Here is a 15,497-nt window from a genome sequence, read left to right on the forward strand (position 1 = left end):
CGTAGGGGGTGAGCAAACATCGTACCGCTTGCATTTAAATTGACAGCCTCCCCATTCCGCAAGTAGTCTGAAGAGAAGCCGAACGCAATGCCGTACTAACCTACGGCGTGTAAATCGGTTAGGTTAAACCTATTCTGGCAAACCTCCTCGTCTCACTTTTCTGGCGCCTCACCGCCGTTTTCGGATCAGGGTGGAAATCATGAAATTGCACGGATTGGCTATCGCCTTTGCGTTCTCTCTTGTCGTCTGTGGAAACGCTTGGGCACAGCAATACAAAGTAATCCCCATGAACGCGCCGGAATTGAATCCGGACGATACCAAAATGCGGGCAGGGGTGACTGCCGCCAAGTTAGAGGTCCAGGAATACACGCGTCGCAAGCCGCTGGATGACGCCGGCAAGCAACTGCTGACTCGCTTCTTCATGGGAGCGTACTTCCCTAGCTGGACCGCTCCTGCCAGTTGGGCGCACGTCGACGTGAAGCGTCACGACTTCATGCGTAACTTCAACGGCTCGCTCGACGTCCAGGCGACGACCAAGAAAGAGCTGAGTCGGCTGACGCTGCAAGCGATGTCTGAAATGATCAAACCCGACTACCATCCGGTCGTGCGTTACAACGCGATGCTGCTGATCGGCGATTTGAACGCCCAGGAATACGACCTGCGGACCAACGCGCCGGTTTGCCCGTATCATGCGTCTCTCGACGTCATGCTGAAAGTCTTGGAAGACCCGAATGCGGACGACGTGGTGAAGGTCGGCGCGATGTTGGGCGTGCTGCGACATGCTCGCTTCGCTCAAAGCTTACCGAAACCGTCCGGCGAAGCGGTGACCATCGCCGATATCGAAAGGATGACCAAAGCCGCGGCCCAAGTCATCACGAGCGACGTGGCCGAAGGACGTTCCGCTGACGCTCATCAATGGACGCAGCGTCGCGCGATGGACTTGGTTCGCACGCTCTCGCCTGGATATCAGCAGATGTTCAAGTCAGGCGGCAATCAGAACGCCAGCGGCGAGATTCGCAAGTCGCTGGAAGAGGTCGCAAAATCGCTCGGCAAGATGATTGAGAATGAAAACGCCGATAAGTCGCTGCGAGTCGATGCGGCGCTGACGCTGGCCGCAATGCCGAGCGACGACGCGGTGAAGAAGAGCTTTGATCCAAACGTGCAAGTCGGTCTCGTCGCCAAGCTCGCTTCCAAGTCGGTGGACGACGACATCACCTGGTTCACTGAAAAGCTGAAAGAAATGAAAATGGGCGGCCCCGGAGGACCCGGCGGCATGGGCGGCCCCGGCGGATACGGGATGGAAGGCTACTCGGCCATGCCGGCGATGGAATATGGCGGCGGCAGCGGCTACGGCGACGAAGCGATGATGGGCCCTGACGGCAAGCCGATGAAGCCGAAGAAAAAGGAATTCGTCAACACGAACCCGCCGCTGCACAGCTTGCAGCTGACGTTCCGTCGTCGCGTTAAAGCGGACGTCGACTCGCTCAAAGTCAGTCTGGTCGGCAACGACGCGAAAGCGGATGACATCCGTAATTTGAGCAGCGGTCTGATCCGCTTTGTTCCGTCGGCCGAAGAGCAAGCGGCGATTATCGATCTGGCGAAGGCGATGGACGAACTGATCGTCGCCGCCGACACCGACACGACCGCCTCGACGACTCCGATGAACAGCCCGATGGGTTTCCAGACGTCGACCGCGCCGATGGATCCCTTCCTGCCTTACGAAGATCTGGCGAAAGCCGTGAAAGATAAGCAGGCGAAGGTGGAACGTTTGGCCAACAAGCTGGCCGCAGGCGCCGGCGTCGTTGAGGATGCTGCTGGTGAAGCGGTCGTCCCGAGCGCCGACATGCCGTTTGGCGCCGTTCCGGGAATGGCGCCGGCTGGGGCTGCTCCTGCGGCCGCTCCGAAAGGCCCTGTCGCTCCCGCTGGCGGCAAACCGGCCGCTCCGATGACTCCGACTGCCGATATGCCGTTCGGCCCGGTCCCTGGGGCCGCTCCGGCTGCCGGCCGAGCCACGCCGATGCCGATGGGACCAATGCCGTAAACGGCGATTGCTCTTGTCTGCTGGCCCATAGATAGCTATCAACAGCCGCCGTGGTTTCTTCCTGCGAGCGGCTGTTTTTATGCTAGCACTGCGCACATTGGCGATTCTATTGTTGGTCGTATTATCGACGACCGGCTGTTTCGCGCTGCGCCCTCGTCTCGAACTGCCTCCCTCCGCGTCGCCCGAAGATGATTTCGACGCACTCTTGGAGACTTCGAAAGAGTCGTCGCAGGAGCCGAGCGAAGCGGAAACGCCGCCGCGGACCGAGATCTCGCGCAAGTTGGAAATTGCCAACGCCGAACGCAGGCTAACCTCCACGATTCAATTGCCATCGAAGTCGGGGCTTCGCGGTAAGGAGGTCGAAACCGACGGCTGGCGAATTACCGCCGCCGATCGCCGCTTCTTGACTTCGTATTTCCGACAGCCGCATTGGCGACATCGCGAATTGGATTCGGTCCTGCAGGACAAGCAACGGGACGAGATTCTTTCCGCCGCCGCCGAAGCGGAGAATCCTCAGGTTCTAGCGACCGCCGCGATCGGTCAAACGCGACGCGGTCAGGTGAATGCGACCGCGTTGATCGACGCCATCGAAAACCGCGATCTACCGACATCGACCCGCTGCGCCGCCCTGGAAGCGCTGGCGCTGGCCGGCGAACAAGTTGCGATCGACCAATTGTACGAATCGCGTGACGAATGGATGGCGCCTCGAGAAACCAAGGCCGCCGAGGTGCTCAGCGCCGAGAAGCTAGAGGCGGAGCTCATGTACGCTTTAGCGATACGTGAGCACGTACGAAGCGACGAGCGGGTGCTCGAGGCGCTCGCATCCAACTACGACGACGTTCGCGCCGCGGCACTCGACGCGATGTATCTCGATTGGAACGGGCAAACGCCGAAAGAGGCGCAGCTGCTCCTCGAAGATCGGGCCGAGATGGTCTCCGCCGCCGCGCGGCGAACGGCAGCCCCGCTGGGAGATCTGCAGCGGGCAATCGGCTCGCCATCGATGAGCATTCGTCGCGACGCCGTCTGCGGAATGGCTCGCTGCAAAGATCAGGCGGCGGCCGACGTGCTGGCCGCGATCGATGAGAACTCTGCGATCGTCTGCGTCCTCGCGGCGATCGACGTTTGGGTGATCCGCGGCGAATTCGACCGCATCGCTGATTTCGCCTCCTCAACCGAACATCGCATCCGCTGCGCCGTCGCCGAACAATTGGCGATCGATCGCGAGCTGCGGATGCAAGCCGTCGCCCCCAAGCTGCTTGGCGATTCCAGCACGCTCGTACGCGACCTGACGCTCGATTCGCTCGAACATTGGCCCAAGCGCTCGGCGACCGAGACGATGCTCACGGCCCTTCGAACGATCGAGTCTCCTTATTCCGGCAAAGTGATCGCCCAGCGGCTCGCCATGCGACTCGGCGAGCCGAAACCGGCGGCGGACGAAACGGTCGAACAGTCGCTCCAACGCCTGGAGAACGCTTGGCGCAGCGAGTTCGGCTCGCTCGGCGGAGAAGGGGAGTCCCCTGTGAAAAAGGGGATCTCACGCGAAGCGGCCCTGCAGACGATGCAATTAGTGCAGCAATACGAACAAGCGACGTCAGACGCCGAGGCGAATGAAATTCGCCGGCAACTGATGACTCGTCGCGAACTGATACTAGATACGCTCGATCAACTTGCCCCGGAACTGAGAGAGGTTCCGCTGCCGCGGTTGCAGGCGAACGTCTTGCCGGAAATCGACGCCGACTTCGCCCACTGGAAACAAACCTTGGAGAAGGACGAGGCGTTGCGGCTTTCGGCGCTCCGTGCTCTGGAAGAAGCGAGTCGCAAGCACCAGCTGAATCAGTATTTGCTGGAGCAAATTTCGTTGTCGTGTCGGCTCGACGCTCCGGAAGAAGAGATGCACGCGATCCTGGAGATTGTGAAGCTGGATCGTCGCCCGGCGGCCGCTCGCATCGTTGGGTTGGCGCTGCATCATCGAGCGGCGACGGTCCGCCGGTTGTCGATCGCGTGGTGCGAGCGGTTCACGAACCAAGATTACGGCGGCATTCTGTCGACAATGGTAACCGACAAAGATCGGGGCGTGCGTCTGGCGGCGGCGGTGACGCTCCGGCATTATCCTGGCTCAACGACCGAAACGGTCTTATTGCAGACGCTTGCCGATGATGACGCCGAACTGGCGGTCGCGGCGGCCGGTTCGCTCGCCTATCTGCATGTGCAAGAAGGCGTCGACGCGCTGAATCGCTTCTCGCGCGATCGAGTCGAACGAACGCGCCGGTTGGCGGTGGAAGCGATGGGAACGAGCGGTGAACAGTTGCTGATCCCCACGCTGATCCGGACGCTCGGCGATTCCAAAAGCGTACAGCACGCGGCGCTGATCGCGCTGCCGAAAGTCGTCGGCGAAGATGTCGCCGCGCGAGAGAAAGGATTCCGCGACGCCAACTCGCAAGTCGCCGCCTGGCAAACGTGGTACGCGGGACAAGTCGGTACGCCCGAGTAGCGCCCGCGAAACGGTGCCACCTAATTCTTTAGTAGCCCGAAGCGCAAGCGAGGGAAATGCGTGCGGACTCTTCTGAGAAGTGTCGATTTACGATATCGACCAAACACTAGCCCGAGGCGCGAGCCGAGGGAATGTGCGCGGACAATGAAGATGCTCCGCGCATGGTGCTAGATGGGACGTATGTCTCTGCTTTGCGACCGCTTTTCCCTCGCTTGCGCTTCGGGCTACCATTGGCGGCGCTTACTCGGCCGAAACGGCCGCAGCGGTTTCTTTCTGCGGCGCGGCGATCAGCAAGCAGCCGAGAGCGTACGCTCCGAAGATCGCCCCGTTGAAGACAAGGTCGCCGGTCAGCGTGTAGCGGAAGAACGGCAATGCGGCGGCGTAGCATTCGCCCAGCCCAACCAAGGTCGCTTCGTACATCGGCAGCCCCAATCCAGTCGCGGAGGCGGCCCAGACGGCGAAGTTGCTGATCAGGAAGAAGAGGACCGAGCCGACGACCGAAGCGCCGCCGAGCATCACGCCTCTCGTCAGTTTGGCGAGCCAGCTCCCCGACTTCGGCTGGAAGCGGCGAACGGCGATTCCCAAAAAGACCGGCAGCGACAACGCGGCGTATACGGTCAGCATCACCGGCCAAGCGTAACCGCCGATCACCAAATCGCTGAGCGTGGTGATCCAGATCGGCACCATCAAGGCCCAACGGACGCTCGAAAGCTTGTACCCAGCGAACATGGCGAGTGCAGCGGTCGGAGCGACGTTCGGGTAGCTGTAGAGCATCCAGCGGAGTGCGACTCCAAGGGAGACCAGCAGCAGAACCAGCAACAATCGTTCAACGGTTTCTTTTTTCATCGTTTGCTCGCATCGACACATGGGTGAAGCTCCCATCTTACACGTTTATTCGTATCGCTGAAAACGCCACAAGATCACGTCGCCGGGAGCGACTTCGACCAGTTCGCAGCTCCGCGTCGCCAACTTGTCGTTGACGCGGAAAATCCAGTTTCGCCCGTTTCCCTCGTTTTTGACGTCGTCAATCGCGAAAACGAACCGCGTGGCGCCTGATCCGCGGCTTTGCAGGGCAAATCCGTGCGGATGCTCGCTGGCCGCCGCGGTGGCGGAGAAAACGTTGGCCTCCTCCTTCCAGGGAATCTGCGTGAAGTGCTTTTCGCTTCCATCGCCGAAATCGACGACCACTTTGACCGTTTTTTCAGGTTCTGCGGAGTAACCGGTCCCCGCGAGCGCGGCGAGAGCCAGGACGAGACCAAAAAACAGAGGGCGCGAAGTCATGCAGCAAAATCCTTCCAATAGGCTAGGCGATGGGCCGGCCATTATTTTAGTCGCCGGAGCGATTGCTCGCGAGACAGTTGGGGCCAGTACACGGCTTGCCTGAAACGCTATAATTCCTTCGATGAATTTACCTTACGTCGCTGCAGATTGTCGGCGGCGATTTGGATTACTCGCGCAGAAGGACGCCGCTCGATGTTACCGACCGCGACGATTGAGCTCTCGTTTCCCCAGGCCGGTATCGCCCTGCTGACCTTTAACGACCCCTCCAAGGGCGCCAACATCCTGAGCCGCTCGGTGATGGACGAGTTGGCCAAGCATCTCGACGAGATCGACGGCTGCGACGACATCTACGGCCTGGTGATCGCTTCGGGCAAGCCCGGGATCTTTATCGCCGGCGCCGACATTCGCGAGTTCGTCGCGTCAGTTGGCGCCTCCAAAGAAGAAATCGCCGCGATGAGTCAGCGCGGGCAGCAACTGTTCGCCCGACTGTCGAGCGGCCGCTACATGAGCGTCGCCGCGATTGACGGCGTCTGCGTCGGCGGCGGCGCCGAACTGGCGGTCTGGTGCGATCGTCGCATTCTCTCGACCGGACCGAAAACGGAACTCGGTTTCCCCGAAGTCAAACTCGGCATCTTCCCCGGTTGGGGTGGAACGGTTCGACTGCCGCGAATTGTCGGTCTTAGTAATGCCGTCGAAATGATCACCGGCGGCGAATCGGTCACGGCCGCGGCCGCTGCAAAGATGGGCCTGGCCGACGATGTGACCTCGCCTGACGATCTGGTCGCCGCCGCGATCCGGATGATCGAACAAGAAAAAGAAGCGCGGTCATTCCTGCAAGATCGCGAGAAGCGTAGCAGCGCCATTTCGCTGAGCGAGACCGAGTTCGGCTTCCTCGGCGCGACTGCTTCGGCCTATATCCAAGGTCAGACCAAGGGACAGTATCCGGCGCCGCTCGCCGCTTTGGAGACATTGCTTGGCGGCGCGATGATGGATGCGGCGTCGGCGCTCGAGATGGAAGCGCAGGGACTCGCCGGACTGTTCGGCACGCCGGTCAACGCGGCGCTGATGAACGTCTTCTTCCTGACCGATCGGAACAAGAAGGATGTCGGGGTCGAAAACTCCGATGTTGAAAAGACGAAGATTGATTCGGTAAGCGTCATCGGCGCTGGGATCATGGGCGCCGGGATCGCTGCGGCCAATATTCGCCGCGGCGTCTACACCACGATGGCCGACGCTAATGCCGAAGCGCTTCGCCGCGGAGTCGCCGGCGTCCTCGACGAAGCGTCGTATGATCGGGAAGCGGGCAAGAAGACGGTCGCCAAGGCGATCGAAGGCGCCGCACTTCTCAACGGTTCGAGCAGCGACGCCGAGATTACCTCGGCCAACCTGGTGATCGAAGCGATCGTCGAAAACATGGAAGTCAAACGCAAGATCTACGCTCGGCTTGAGCCGCTGATGGCGGACGATGCGATCCTTGCGTCGAACACGTCGACCCTGCCGATCACGCAGTTGGCGGCCAATCTGGCTAAGCCGGAACGATTCGTTGGGATTCACTTCTTCAATCCGGTTCGCAAGATGAAACTGGTCGAAGTGATCCGCGGCGAAAAGACGAGCGACGCCACCGTCGCTTCGGCCGTCGCCTACGCCAAGCGGCTCGGCAAGTTCCCAATCGTGGTGAACGACGGGCCCGGCTTTTTGGTCAATCGCTTGCTCTTCCCCTACATGAACGAATCGCTCGCGCTGCTCCAGGAAGGGGTTTCGATGGAGCGGATCGACAAATGCTCGAAGAAGTTCGGCATGCCGATCGGTCCGATCGCCCTATACGACATGGTCGGCATCGACACTGCCTTCTACGCCGGACGGACGATGTACGACGCGTTTCCAGATCGGACGCTCGCTTCGCCGATTTTGCCGGCGCTCGTGAAAGCGGGCCGCTTAGGGAATAAGTCAGGACGCGGCTTCTACAACTACGAGAATCGCAAAGGGAAAGCGGAGCCTGATCCGACGGCGGCGAAGTACATCGATCCTTATATTCGTGGAACTCCTCGTGACGAAACCGACGCGCAGCTGACCGATCGTTTGTTCCTGCCGATGCTGTTGGAAGCGACCCGGGCGATGGAAGCGAAGATCGTCCGCGACGTTCGCGACATCGATCTCGGTTTGATTTTCGGCTTAGGTTTCCCGCCGTTCAAAGGGGGCCTGATGTTCTGGGCCGATACGGTCGGCGCGGCGAAGTTGGTCGAACGACTCAAGCCGTGGGAAGATTTCGGCGTTCGCTACAAGCCGACTGATTTGTTGTTGGAGATGGCCAAGAGCGGCAAGAAGTTTTACGACCTGTAAACACGACCGATTTCCGTCGACCAAGGCGGTAACCATAGAAAAGGAAGACGGCGATGACGCAAGCCGTAGTGATTGATGGAGTTCGCACGGCGATCGGCCGCGCGCATCCCGAAAAGGGTGTTTATCGCGACGTTCGCAGCGACGACCTGGCGGTCGCCTGCGTTGAGGCGCTGTTGAAACGAACCGGCGTTTCGCCGCAGGAAATCGAAGACGTCATCTTCGGCTGCACGCAGCAGACGCTCGAACAAGGTTTGAACGTCGGTCGCTTGATTGGGCTGATGGGCGGAGTCGCTCACACCGCCGGCGGCGCCACGATGAATCGCCTTTGCGGCAGTAGTCTGCAGGCTCTCAATCAAGCCGCTCACAGCATCACGGCCGGCGCCGAAGACGTTCACATCGTCGGCGGGCTCGAGCACATGCAGCACATTCCGATGGATCATGGTCTCGACCTGAACCCAAAGCTGTTTCAGCAAACCTCCAAGGCGGCGCTGATGATGGGGATCACGGCCGAGTTCCTGGCGCAGACGCAGGAAATCTCGCGTCGCGATCAAGACGAGTTCGCGCTGGCCAGCCATCAGAAGGCGACCGCTGCGTTCGCCGCTGGCGAATTCGAGAAAGAAATCGTCCCGGTCTATGGTCGCAATGAAGAAGGTCAGCGGACGCTGATCACGATGGATCAGTGCGTTCGGACCGACGCGAGCATTGAGGCTCTCTCGATGCTGCAGCCCGCTTTCATGCCGGGCGCCGGAACGGTGACTGCCGGTAATAGCTCGCCGCTGAATGACGGCGCGTCGGCGCTGCTGATGATGTCGGAAGGGAAAGCGAAAGAGCTGGGCCTGAAGCCGCTCGTTCGCGTTGTGTCGACTGCCGTCGCCGGCGTCGATCCGAGCGTGATGGGAACCGGTCCGATTCCGGCGACCAAGAAAGCGCTAAAGCGAGCCGGGCTGAAACTGGAAGATATCGACCTGATCGAACTAAACGAGGCGTTCGCCGCCCAGTCTCTTTCCTGCATCCGCGGGCTGAAGCTCGACGTCAGCAAGGTGAACGTTCGCGGCGGTGCGATCGCGATTGGACACCCGCTCGGCTGTAGCGGGGCTCGCATCGCGACGACGCTGATTCACGCGATGGTCGATCGGAAGGTGAAGTACGGCCTGGCGACGATGTGCATTGGGGCCGGGCAAGGGATCGCAACCATCTTTGAGCGAGTCGACTAACGATGTCGGCCCCGATCCATGGCGACTCGATCTTCGAACTGTTCGTTCGCCGCGCGATGATCAGCGGTGAAACGCCGGCGCTTTGGACGTTCGAGCAGGGAGAGTTTCGAAGTTGCACGTGGGACGATCTTGCCGCCGACGTCGCTGCCGTCGCCGCTAGTTTTCGGCGGCTCGGAGTCTCGCCCGGCGATCGCGTCGCGGTCGAATTGCCGAACTGCCATGAATGGATCATCGCCGATCTGGCGATCGCGGCGGTCGGCGCGGTGAGCGTACCGCTGCATGTCAGCTACAGGACGGAAGAACGGCTCCGCCTGCTGGAACACTGCGGCGCCAAGTATTCGCTTCGCTCGTTCGGCGAAGATTGGGAAGAGTCGGGGAGCACGACCGAAGACGTCAGCCTGGTTGATCTCGTCGACCAGACCGAACTGGAATCATGGGATTTTCTCACGGTCGACGCCGCGCCGCTCACCGAGTTTTCGCTGCCAAGGCCCGATGACCTGGCCACGATCGTCTACACCAGCGGGACGACCGGGCATCCCAAGGGAGTCATGCTCTCGCACGGCAATCTGGCGTTCGATGCGCTGGCGCTGGTCGAAGCGTTTGACGATTCGTCGGAAGATCGCCGGCTCACGTTCTTGCCGTTTAGCCATTTGTACGCTCGGACGTGCGATCTTTACACCTGGATCATCCTCGGCAACGAACTGGTCTTGGCGCGTTCGCGCGAGACGATCCTGGACGATTGCAAGTTGATGCGGCCGACGCTGATTAACGGCGTTCCCTACTTCTATCAAAAGGTGGCCGACGCGGTTCGCGCCCAAGGGAAGATCGAAGAGCCGGGGACGCTGCAAAAGATGCTCGGCGGCCGAATCAAAATGTTCGCCAGCGGCGGCGCGGCGCTGGCCGACTATGCCGCCGATATCTTCGCCAAGCAAGATTCGCCGATCCGCAACGGCTATGGGTTGTCGGAATCGGCGCCGGTCATCACCGCTTCTTCTCGCAAGATCTATCGCCCTCGCAGCGTCGGCCGAGCGCTCCCAGGCGTCGAAGTCCGTATCGCCGATGACGGCGAAGTGTTGACCCGCGGGCCGCACGTCATGCAAGGCTATTATCACGACGAAGCGGCGACCGCGGCGGTGATCGACGAGCAAGGTTGGCTCCAAACCGGCGACCTGGGACATTTGGACGAAGACAACTTTTTGTTCATCACCGGGCGAAAGAAGGAACTGATCGTCACCGCGACCGGCAAGAAGGTGGCGCCGGCTCAGATTGAATCGGTCCTCGCCTCCGATCCGCTGATCGCTCAGGCGATAGTGATCGGCGAAGGACGCAACTTTTTGACGGCGCTGATTGTGCCTGAACCAGACGTGCTGCGAGAATTCATCCGCCTTGAGCGACTATGGGTTTTCTCCAAGCGGGGCGCCTTGCGGCATCGGAAGGTGCTGGCGACCTATCGCGAGCGGATCGATCGTCTGCTGGCCGACCATCCAAAGCATGAGCAGATCGCCCGCTTTACGCTGATGGGACGCGGTTTTACGCCCGACTCCGGCGAGATGACTCCCAAATTGTCGCTGCGGCGCGACCTGATCCAGCGGAACTGTGCGGCCGAAATCGAGGCGATGTATCGATAGGGCGCGAAACAGTGTCGCAACGAATAGGAGATTCCTGTCGTTTGTAACCCTTTAAAGGGTAGGGGTTTATGCGGCAAATGCCCCCGTCGCAGGCCCCGCTTGCCGTCTTTTGCGCGGTAAAATGGAGTACACCCCTGGAAGGAGATCCCCGATGTCGACCCAATTGCCTGAAGGTTCTCAGACCGAGACCGCCCCGGAAGAATCGTTCGCTGAAACTGCCCTCAAACTCGGCGGCAAGAGTGCGGAAGAAGCCCGTCGTACCGGCGCCATCGACAGCGCCGACGATCAGGTCGAAAAGCTGTTTCAGCCGCAGTATCAAACCGTCAACAGCCCGGCGCACCGCGTGGTGTGGGATCGCGGCTTCGATATCAATCTCTTTCTGCCGAAGCAGGAAGAAACGCCGGCCGAACTGCGCAAGGTGATGGACGACTCGATCGCCGTCGTCAACAAGTTCAAGGCCGAGAAAAAGCTGCACAACGAAGAAGGGAAGATCACCCGCGAAGTGATGGACGCTTTGGGGGAAGTCGGCTACTGGGGCCTGCTGGTCGACAAGAAATATGGCGGCAGCGGCGCGCCGTTTCGGAGCTTCGCCCCGTTTCTAACGCGGATGGCGATGGCCGATCCGACGATCGCCGGGCTCGCTTCGGTCCATGGTTGCATTGGCGCCGTCGATCCGGTCGGGACGTTCGGTGACGAAGAGCAAAAGCAACGCTGGCTGCCAAAATTGGCCAGCGGGGAAAGGCTATCGGCCTTCGCGCTAACCGAGCCGTGCGCTGGATCGGATTTGACGGCGCTCCGTACCACGGCGGTGCTCGACGGCGACTCATATGTGGTGAACGGCGAAAAGCTGTTCATCACCAACGTGACGCCGGGCAGGACGATCGGTCTGGTCTGTCTGATCGACGACAAGCCGGCAGTGTTGGTGGTCGACTTGCCCGACGCCGAGAACGACAACTTCCAGCTGCGCAAATACGGCCTCTGGGCGCTGAAGCATACCTACAACCGCGGGATCATCTTCAAAGATTTCCGCGTGCCGAAAGAAAACCTGCTCGAGCCGATCAAAGGGAACGGTCTGACGATCGCCTATCATGGTTTGAATCTGGGCCGTATTTCACTCTGTGCGAATGCCGCCGGGACGATGCGGCTGATGATGGCCAGCATGATTCCGTGGGCCAAGTTCCGCGAAACGTACGGCGAACCGATCGCCAAACGCGAACTGGTGCAGCGGCGGATTGGCCGGATGGCCGGTTTGATCGTCGCCGCCGACGCGCTGGTCGCGTGGTGCTCGACCTTGATCGACTCCGGCTATCGCGGCGAAATGGAATGCATTATCGCCAAGATCTTCGGCAGCGAAGCGCAGAAGGAAGCGGCGATCGAGCTGTTCATGAAGACGCACGGCGGTCGCTCGTTCCTGCATGGGCACATGTTTGGCGATAACGTCCACGAGTATCTCGCTCCCTGCATTTACGAAGGGGAAGGGGAGATGCTGGGAATGGCGTTCTTCAAGTCGCTGGTCAAACAGCACGGCACCACCTACTTTGAAGCGGTCGGTCGGGCTTTGGCCAAAGCAGGCATCAAGAAGCCGAATCCGCTCAATCCGGCTCACGCGTGGGCGCTCAAAGGGGCGATCGCGCCGTACGCCGGGTGGCTGATGAAGGAGTACTGCACGCCGAAACCACGGCCGCATTTCCCCGAAATGCCGAGCGAACTGAAGGCTCACGCCCAGTTCGCCGCCGAAAAGCTGCAATCGCTTCCGCTGACAATCTCCGGCGTGATGCGCAAACACCAGCTGAAGTTGGCCGATCGCCAATGCCGGATGTCTCTCCTCTCGGGCCAGGTGCAAAAATTGATTACCATACTTTGCACCAGTCTGTACGCGTCGCAGCAAGAGAACGAATTGGTCCGCGAAGCGGCCGATGTGATCTGCCGCGATTTGACGAACGAAGTGCTGAGCAAACCGGTCAGCGATCGTCATTTCCGCCGCGTGACGCAACTGGGGGCGACGATCGCCGAACAGGGCTTCCCCGGAGTCGAAGGGGCGCCGGACGAAATCTTGATGAAGTACGAGAAATAGCGAGTAGCGAGGAAATCAGCCGGTGAGAAACTTTGGCGTAATCTTGCCGGCGGCTGGTCGCAGCACGCGGTTCGGCGATCCGCGGCAGAAGAAAGTCTACGCTCCCCTCGCCGGCAAAGCGGTTTGGCTGCATAGCGCCGAGCGCTTCGCCGCTCGCGACGACGTTGATCAGGTGATTGTCGTCATCTCGCCCGAAGATGAAGAGTCGTTCCGCGCCGACTACGCTGCCGAGATCGATCGGCTCCACTTGTCGATCGCGCTGGGAGGGGCCGAACGCAGCGATTCGATATCCAACGCAATCGCGCTGCTCGACGAAGATATCGAAATGGTCGCGGTCCACGACGCCGCTCGCCCCTGTATCAGCGACAAGCTGATCGACGACGTTTTCGCCGCCGCGATCGAACATGGCGCCGCGATGCTGGCCACGCCGGTAGCGGGAACGTTGAAACGGGTCTTCGACGATCGAACGATCCAGGAGACGGTCTCCCGAACCGGAATCTGGGAAGCGCAAACGCCGCAGGTATTTCGCCGCGACTGGTTCGCCGAAGCGTACGAAACTCGTACCGCCGATGCAGTGACCGACGACGCCCAATTGCTCGAACGAATGGGAAGAAGCGTGCTGGTCGTTCCGGGATCGCAGCTCAATCGGAAGATCACCACGCAGGAAGACCTGCTGATCGCCGCGGCGACGCTGGCGATGATCTAACGATTTTGGGCACAAATTAGGGTGGCACTGCTGGCTTGTCCAGCAGTGGGCGATAGGTACCCAGTTCACACTGCTGGACAAGCCAGCAGTGCCACCCCGTGATCTGAAATCCGACCTGCGTTCGGCTCGCCTTTTCGGATGGCCGCCGCGAACCTAAAATGGCCCCTTGGCTCTTCACTCTTTTGGGCCGCTCGCGACGACTACCTTGCCGAAAGCTGACGATGAACGACATTTTCGCCGACCTGAAGTGGCGTGGACTGATTTTTCAAACCACTGCCGACGATCATCTCCCCAAGTGGTTGAACGAGAAGCCGCGAACCGTTTACGCCGGTTTTGATCCGACCGCCGAAAGCCTGCACGTCGGCAGCTTGTTGCCGCTGATGCTCCTCCGCCGCTTTCAAAAGGCGGGGCATCGCCCCATTGCGTTGGTGGGGGGAGCGACCGGGATGATCGGCGATCCGAGCGGCAAAAGCGCCGAGCGAAACTTGCTGACGGCTGAGCAACTCGAGAAGAACGTCGCCGGCATCAAGGCGCAGGTCGCCAAGCTGGTCGACTTCGACGACTCGCCGGCCGGCGCAAAGCTCGTCAACAACTTCGATTGGATGAACAACTTCACCTACCTCGAATTCTTGCGCGACGTCGGCAAGCATTTTCCGGTCAACGTGATGATGGCGAAGGATTCGGTCCGCAGCCGTCTGGAGCGGGAAGACGCCGGGATCAGCTACACCGAATTCAGCTACATGCTCCTCCAGGCATACGACTTCGTGCACCTGAATCAGAAGTTCGATTGCGAACTGCAAATTGGCGGCAGCGATCAGTGGGGGAACATCACGGCTGGTACCGAATTGGGACGTCGGATGGCTCAGAAGCAGTTGTACGGCATGACCTGTCCGCTGCTCACCAAATCGGATGGAACCAAGATGGGAAAAACCGAGTCAGGCGCCATTTGGCTGTCGGCCGATCGGACCAGCCCCTACGCGTTTTTCCAATACTGGTTCAACGTCGCCGACAATGACGTCAGCAAGTGTCTCCGCTTTTTGACCGAACTGGAGCACGAAGAGATCGAGGCGCTCGACAAGTCGCGTGAGGAAGAGCCGCATCAGCGGGCCAGCCAGAAGCGTCTGGCCGAGCATCTGACGCAGTTGATCCATGGCGACGAAGGATTGGCGACCGCCCAGCGAGCGACCGACATTTTTTTCGGCGGGACGATCGAAGCGATGAATGACGCCCAGTTGGGCCAGATCTTCGCCGACGTGCCGAGCAGCGAATTGCCGCGTGAACGGCTCTCAGGCGACGGACTGGGCGTTCTGGACGCGTTTGTCGAAGCTGGCTTGGCCAAGAGCAAAGGGGAAGCCCGACGTGCCGTCACCCAGGGGGGCGCCTACGTCAATAACATTCGCGCAGAAAGCGTTGATCAGTCCCTCACCGAAAAAGACCTGGCGAGCGAGACAGTGATCGTGCTGCGGAGCGGCAAAAAGAACTACGCGCTTCTGCGGTTTAACGGCTAAACGGGCCACTGAGGCTGGTGCCATGCTCTTGCCGCGTCTTCGCGGGATGAGCATGTCTTCAGTGCGTGTTGCCGGGGGCAAAGACATGCTTACCCGGCTATCGCCGTGAAAGCATGGCACCAGCAACATCTAGGGCGGGCGCCGACATCGCTAGCGGTCGGCAGGTTTCAATTGACCTGTTTTGACGACGCCCGTACCATTCGGAGGCCTTCTC

At 60.3% G+C, this 15,497-nt stretch carries 10 protein-coding genes; 8 read left to right on the forward strand and 2 right to left on the reverse strand.

Annotated features, from left to right (window positions below; all coding sequences use genetic code 11):
* Positions 1-286 precede the first annotated feature (286 nt).
* Both LOC68_RS03895 and LOC68_RS03900 read left to right on the forward strand, forming a co-directional pair.
* Positions 287-2,041 carry a hypothetical protein gene (locus tag LOC68_RS03895; RefSeq protein ID WP_230215978.1) on the forward strand — a complete coding sequence of 585 codons (1,755 nt, stop codon included), beginning with the start codon at positions 287-289 and terminating at the stop codon, positions 2,039-2,041.
* Positions 2,042-2,120: 79 nt separating this feature from the next.
* Positions 2,121-4,532: a HEAT repeat domain-containing protein gene (locus LOC68_RS03900; protein ID WP_230215981.1), complete on the forward strand. Its 2,412-nt coding sequence runs from the start codon at positions 2,121-2,123 to the stop codon at positions 4,530-4,532.
* Positions 4,533-4,772: 240 nt separating this feature from the next.
* On the opposite strand, the gene LOC68_RS03905 is transcribed toward LOC68_RS03900, so the two are convergent.
* Both LOC68_RS03905 and LOC68_RS03910 read right to left on the reverse strand, forming a co-directional pair.
* Positions 4,773-5,378: a DUF6580 family putative transport protein gene (locus tag LOC68_RS03905; protein WP_230215983.1), complete on the reverse strand. Its 606-nt coding sequence runs from the start codon at positions 5,376-5,378 to the stop codon at positions 4,773-4,775.
* Positions 5,379-5,423: 45 nt separating this feature from the next.
* Positions 5,424-5,813 (reverse strand): DUF4430 domain-containing protein, encoded by a 390-nt coding sequence (locus LOC68_RS03910; RefSeq protein WP_230215984.1) that lies wholly within the window; start codon positions 5,811-5,813, stop codon positions 5,424-5,426.
* 192 nt (positions 5,814-6,005) lie between these two features.
* On the opposite strand from LOC68_RS03910, the gene LOC68_RS03915 reads away from it, so the two are divergent.
* The 6 genes from LOC68_RS03915 to tyrS all read left to right on the forward strand — a co-directional run bounded on the left by LOC68_RS03915 (position 6,006) and on the right by tyrS (position 15,283).
* A complete protein-coding gene (locus tag LOC68_RS03915; RefSeq protein ID WP_230215986.1) occupies positions 6,006-8,153 on the forward strand; it encodes a 3-hydroxyacyl-CoA dehydrogenase NAD-binding domain-containing protein in 2,148 nt (715 codons plus the stop codon).
* 53 nt (positions 8,154-8,206) lie between these two features.
* Positions 8,207-9,367 (forward strand): acetyl-CoA C-acyltransferase FadA, encoded by a 1,161-nt coding sequence (gene fadA / locus LOC68_RS03920; protein ID WP_230215988.1) that lies wholly within the window; start codon positions 8,207-8,209, stop codon positions 9,365-9,367.
* Between the two features lie 2 nt (positions 9,368-9,369).
* Positions 9,370-10,995, forward strand: coding sequence for an AMP-dependent synthetase/ligase (locus tag LOC68_RS03925; RefSeq protein WP_230215990.1), 1,626 nt, complete (start codon positions 9,370-9,372; stop codon positions 10,993-10,995).
* Positions 10,996-11,146: 151 nt separating this feature from the next.
* Positions 11,147-13,069, forward strand: coding sequence for an acyl-CoA dehydrogenase family protein (locus LOC68_RS03930; RefSeq protein WP_230215992.1), 1,923 nt, complete (start codon positions 11,147-11,149; stop codon positions 13,067-13,069).
* A 22-nt stretch (positions 13,070-13,091) separates the two neighbouring features.
* Positions 13,092-13,775, forward strand: coding sequence for a 2-C-methyl-D-erythritol 4-phosphate cytidylyltransferase (ispD, locus tag LOC68_RS03935; RefSeq protein WP_230215994.1), 684 nt, complete (start codon positions 13,092-13,094; stop codon positions 13,773-13,775).
* Between the two features lie 221 nt (positions 13,776-13,996).
* A complete protein-coding gene (gene tyrS, locus LOC68_RS03940; RefSeq protein WP_230215996.1) occupies positions 13,997-15,283 on the forward strand; it encodes a tyrosine--tRNA ligase in 1,287 nt (428 codons plus the stop codon).
* The last annotated feature ends 214 nt before the right edge of the window (positions 15,284-15,497 follow it).

Origin of the sequence: Blastopirellula sediminis (assembly GCF_020966755.1) — a bacterium.
In the GTDB taxonomy this organism is placed as follows: domain Bacteria; phylum Planctomycetota; class Planctomycetia; order Pirellulales; family Pirellulaceae; genus Blastopirellula; species Blastopirellula sediminis.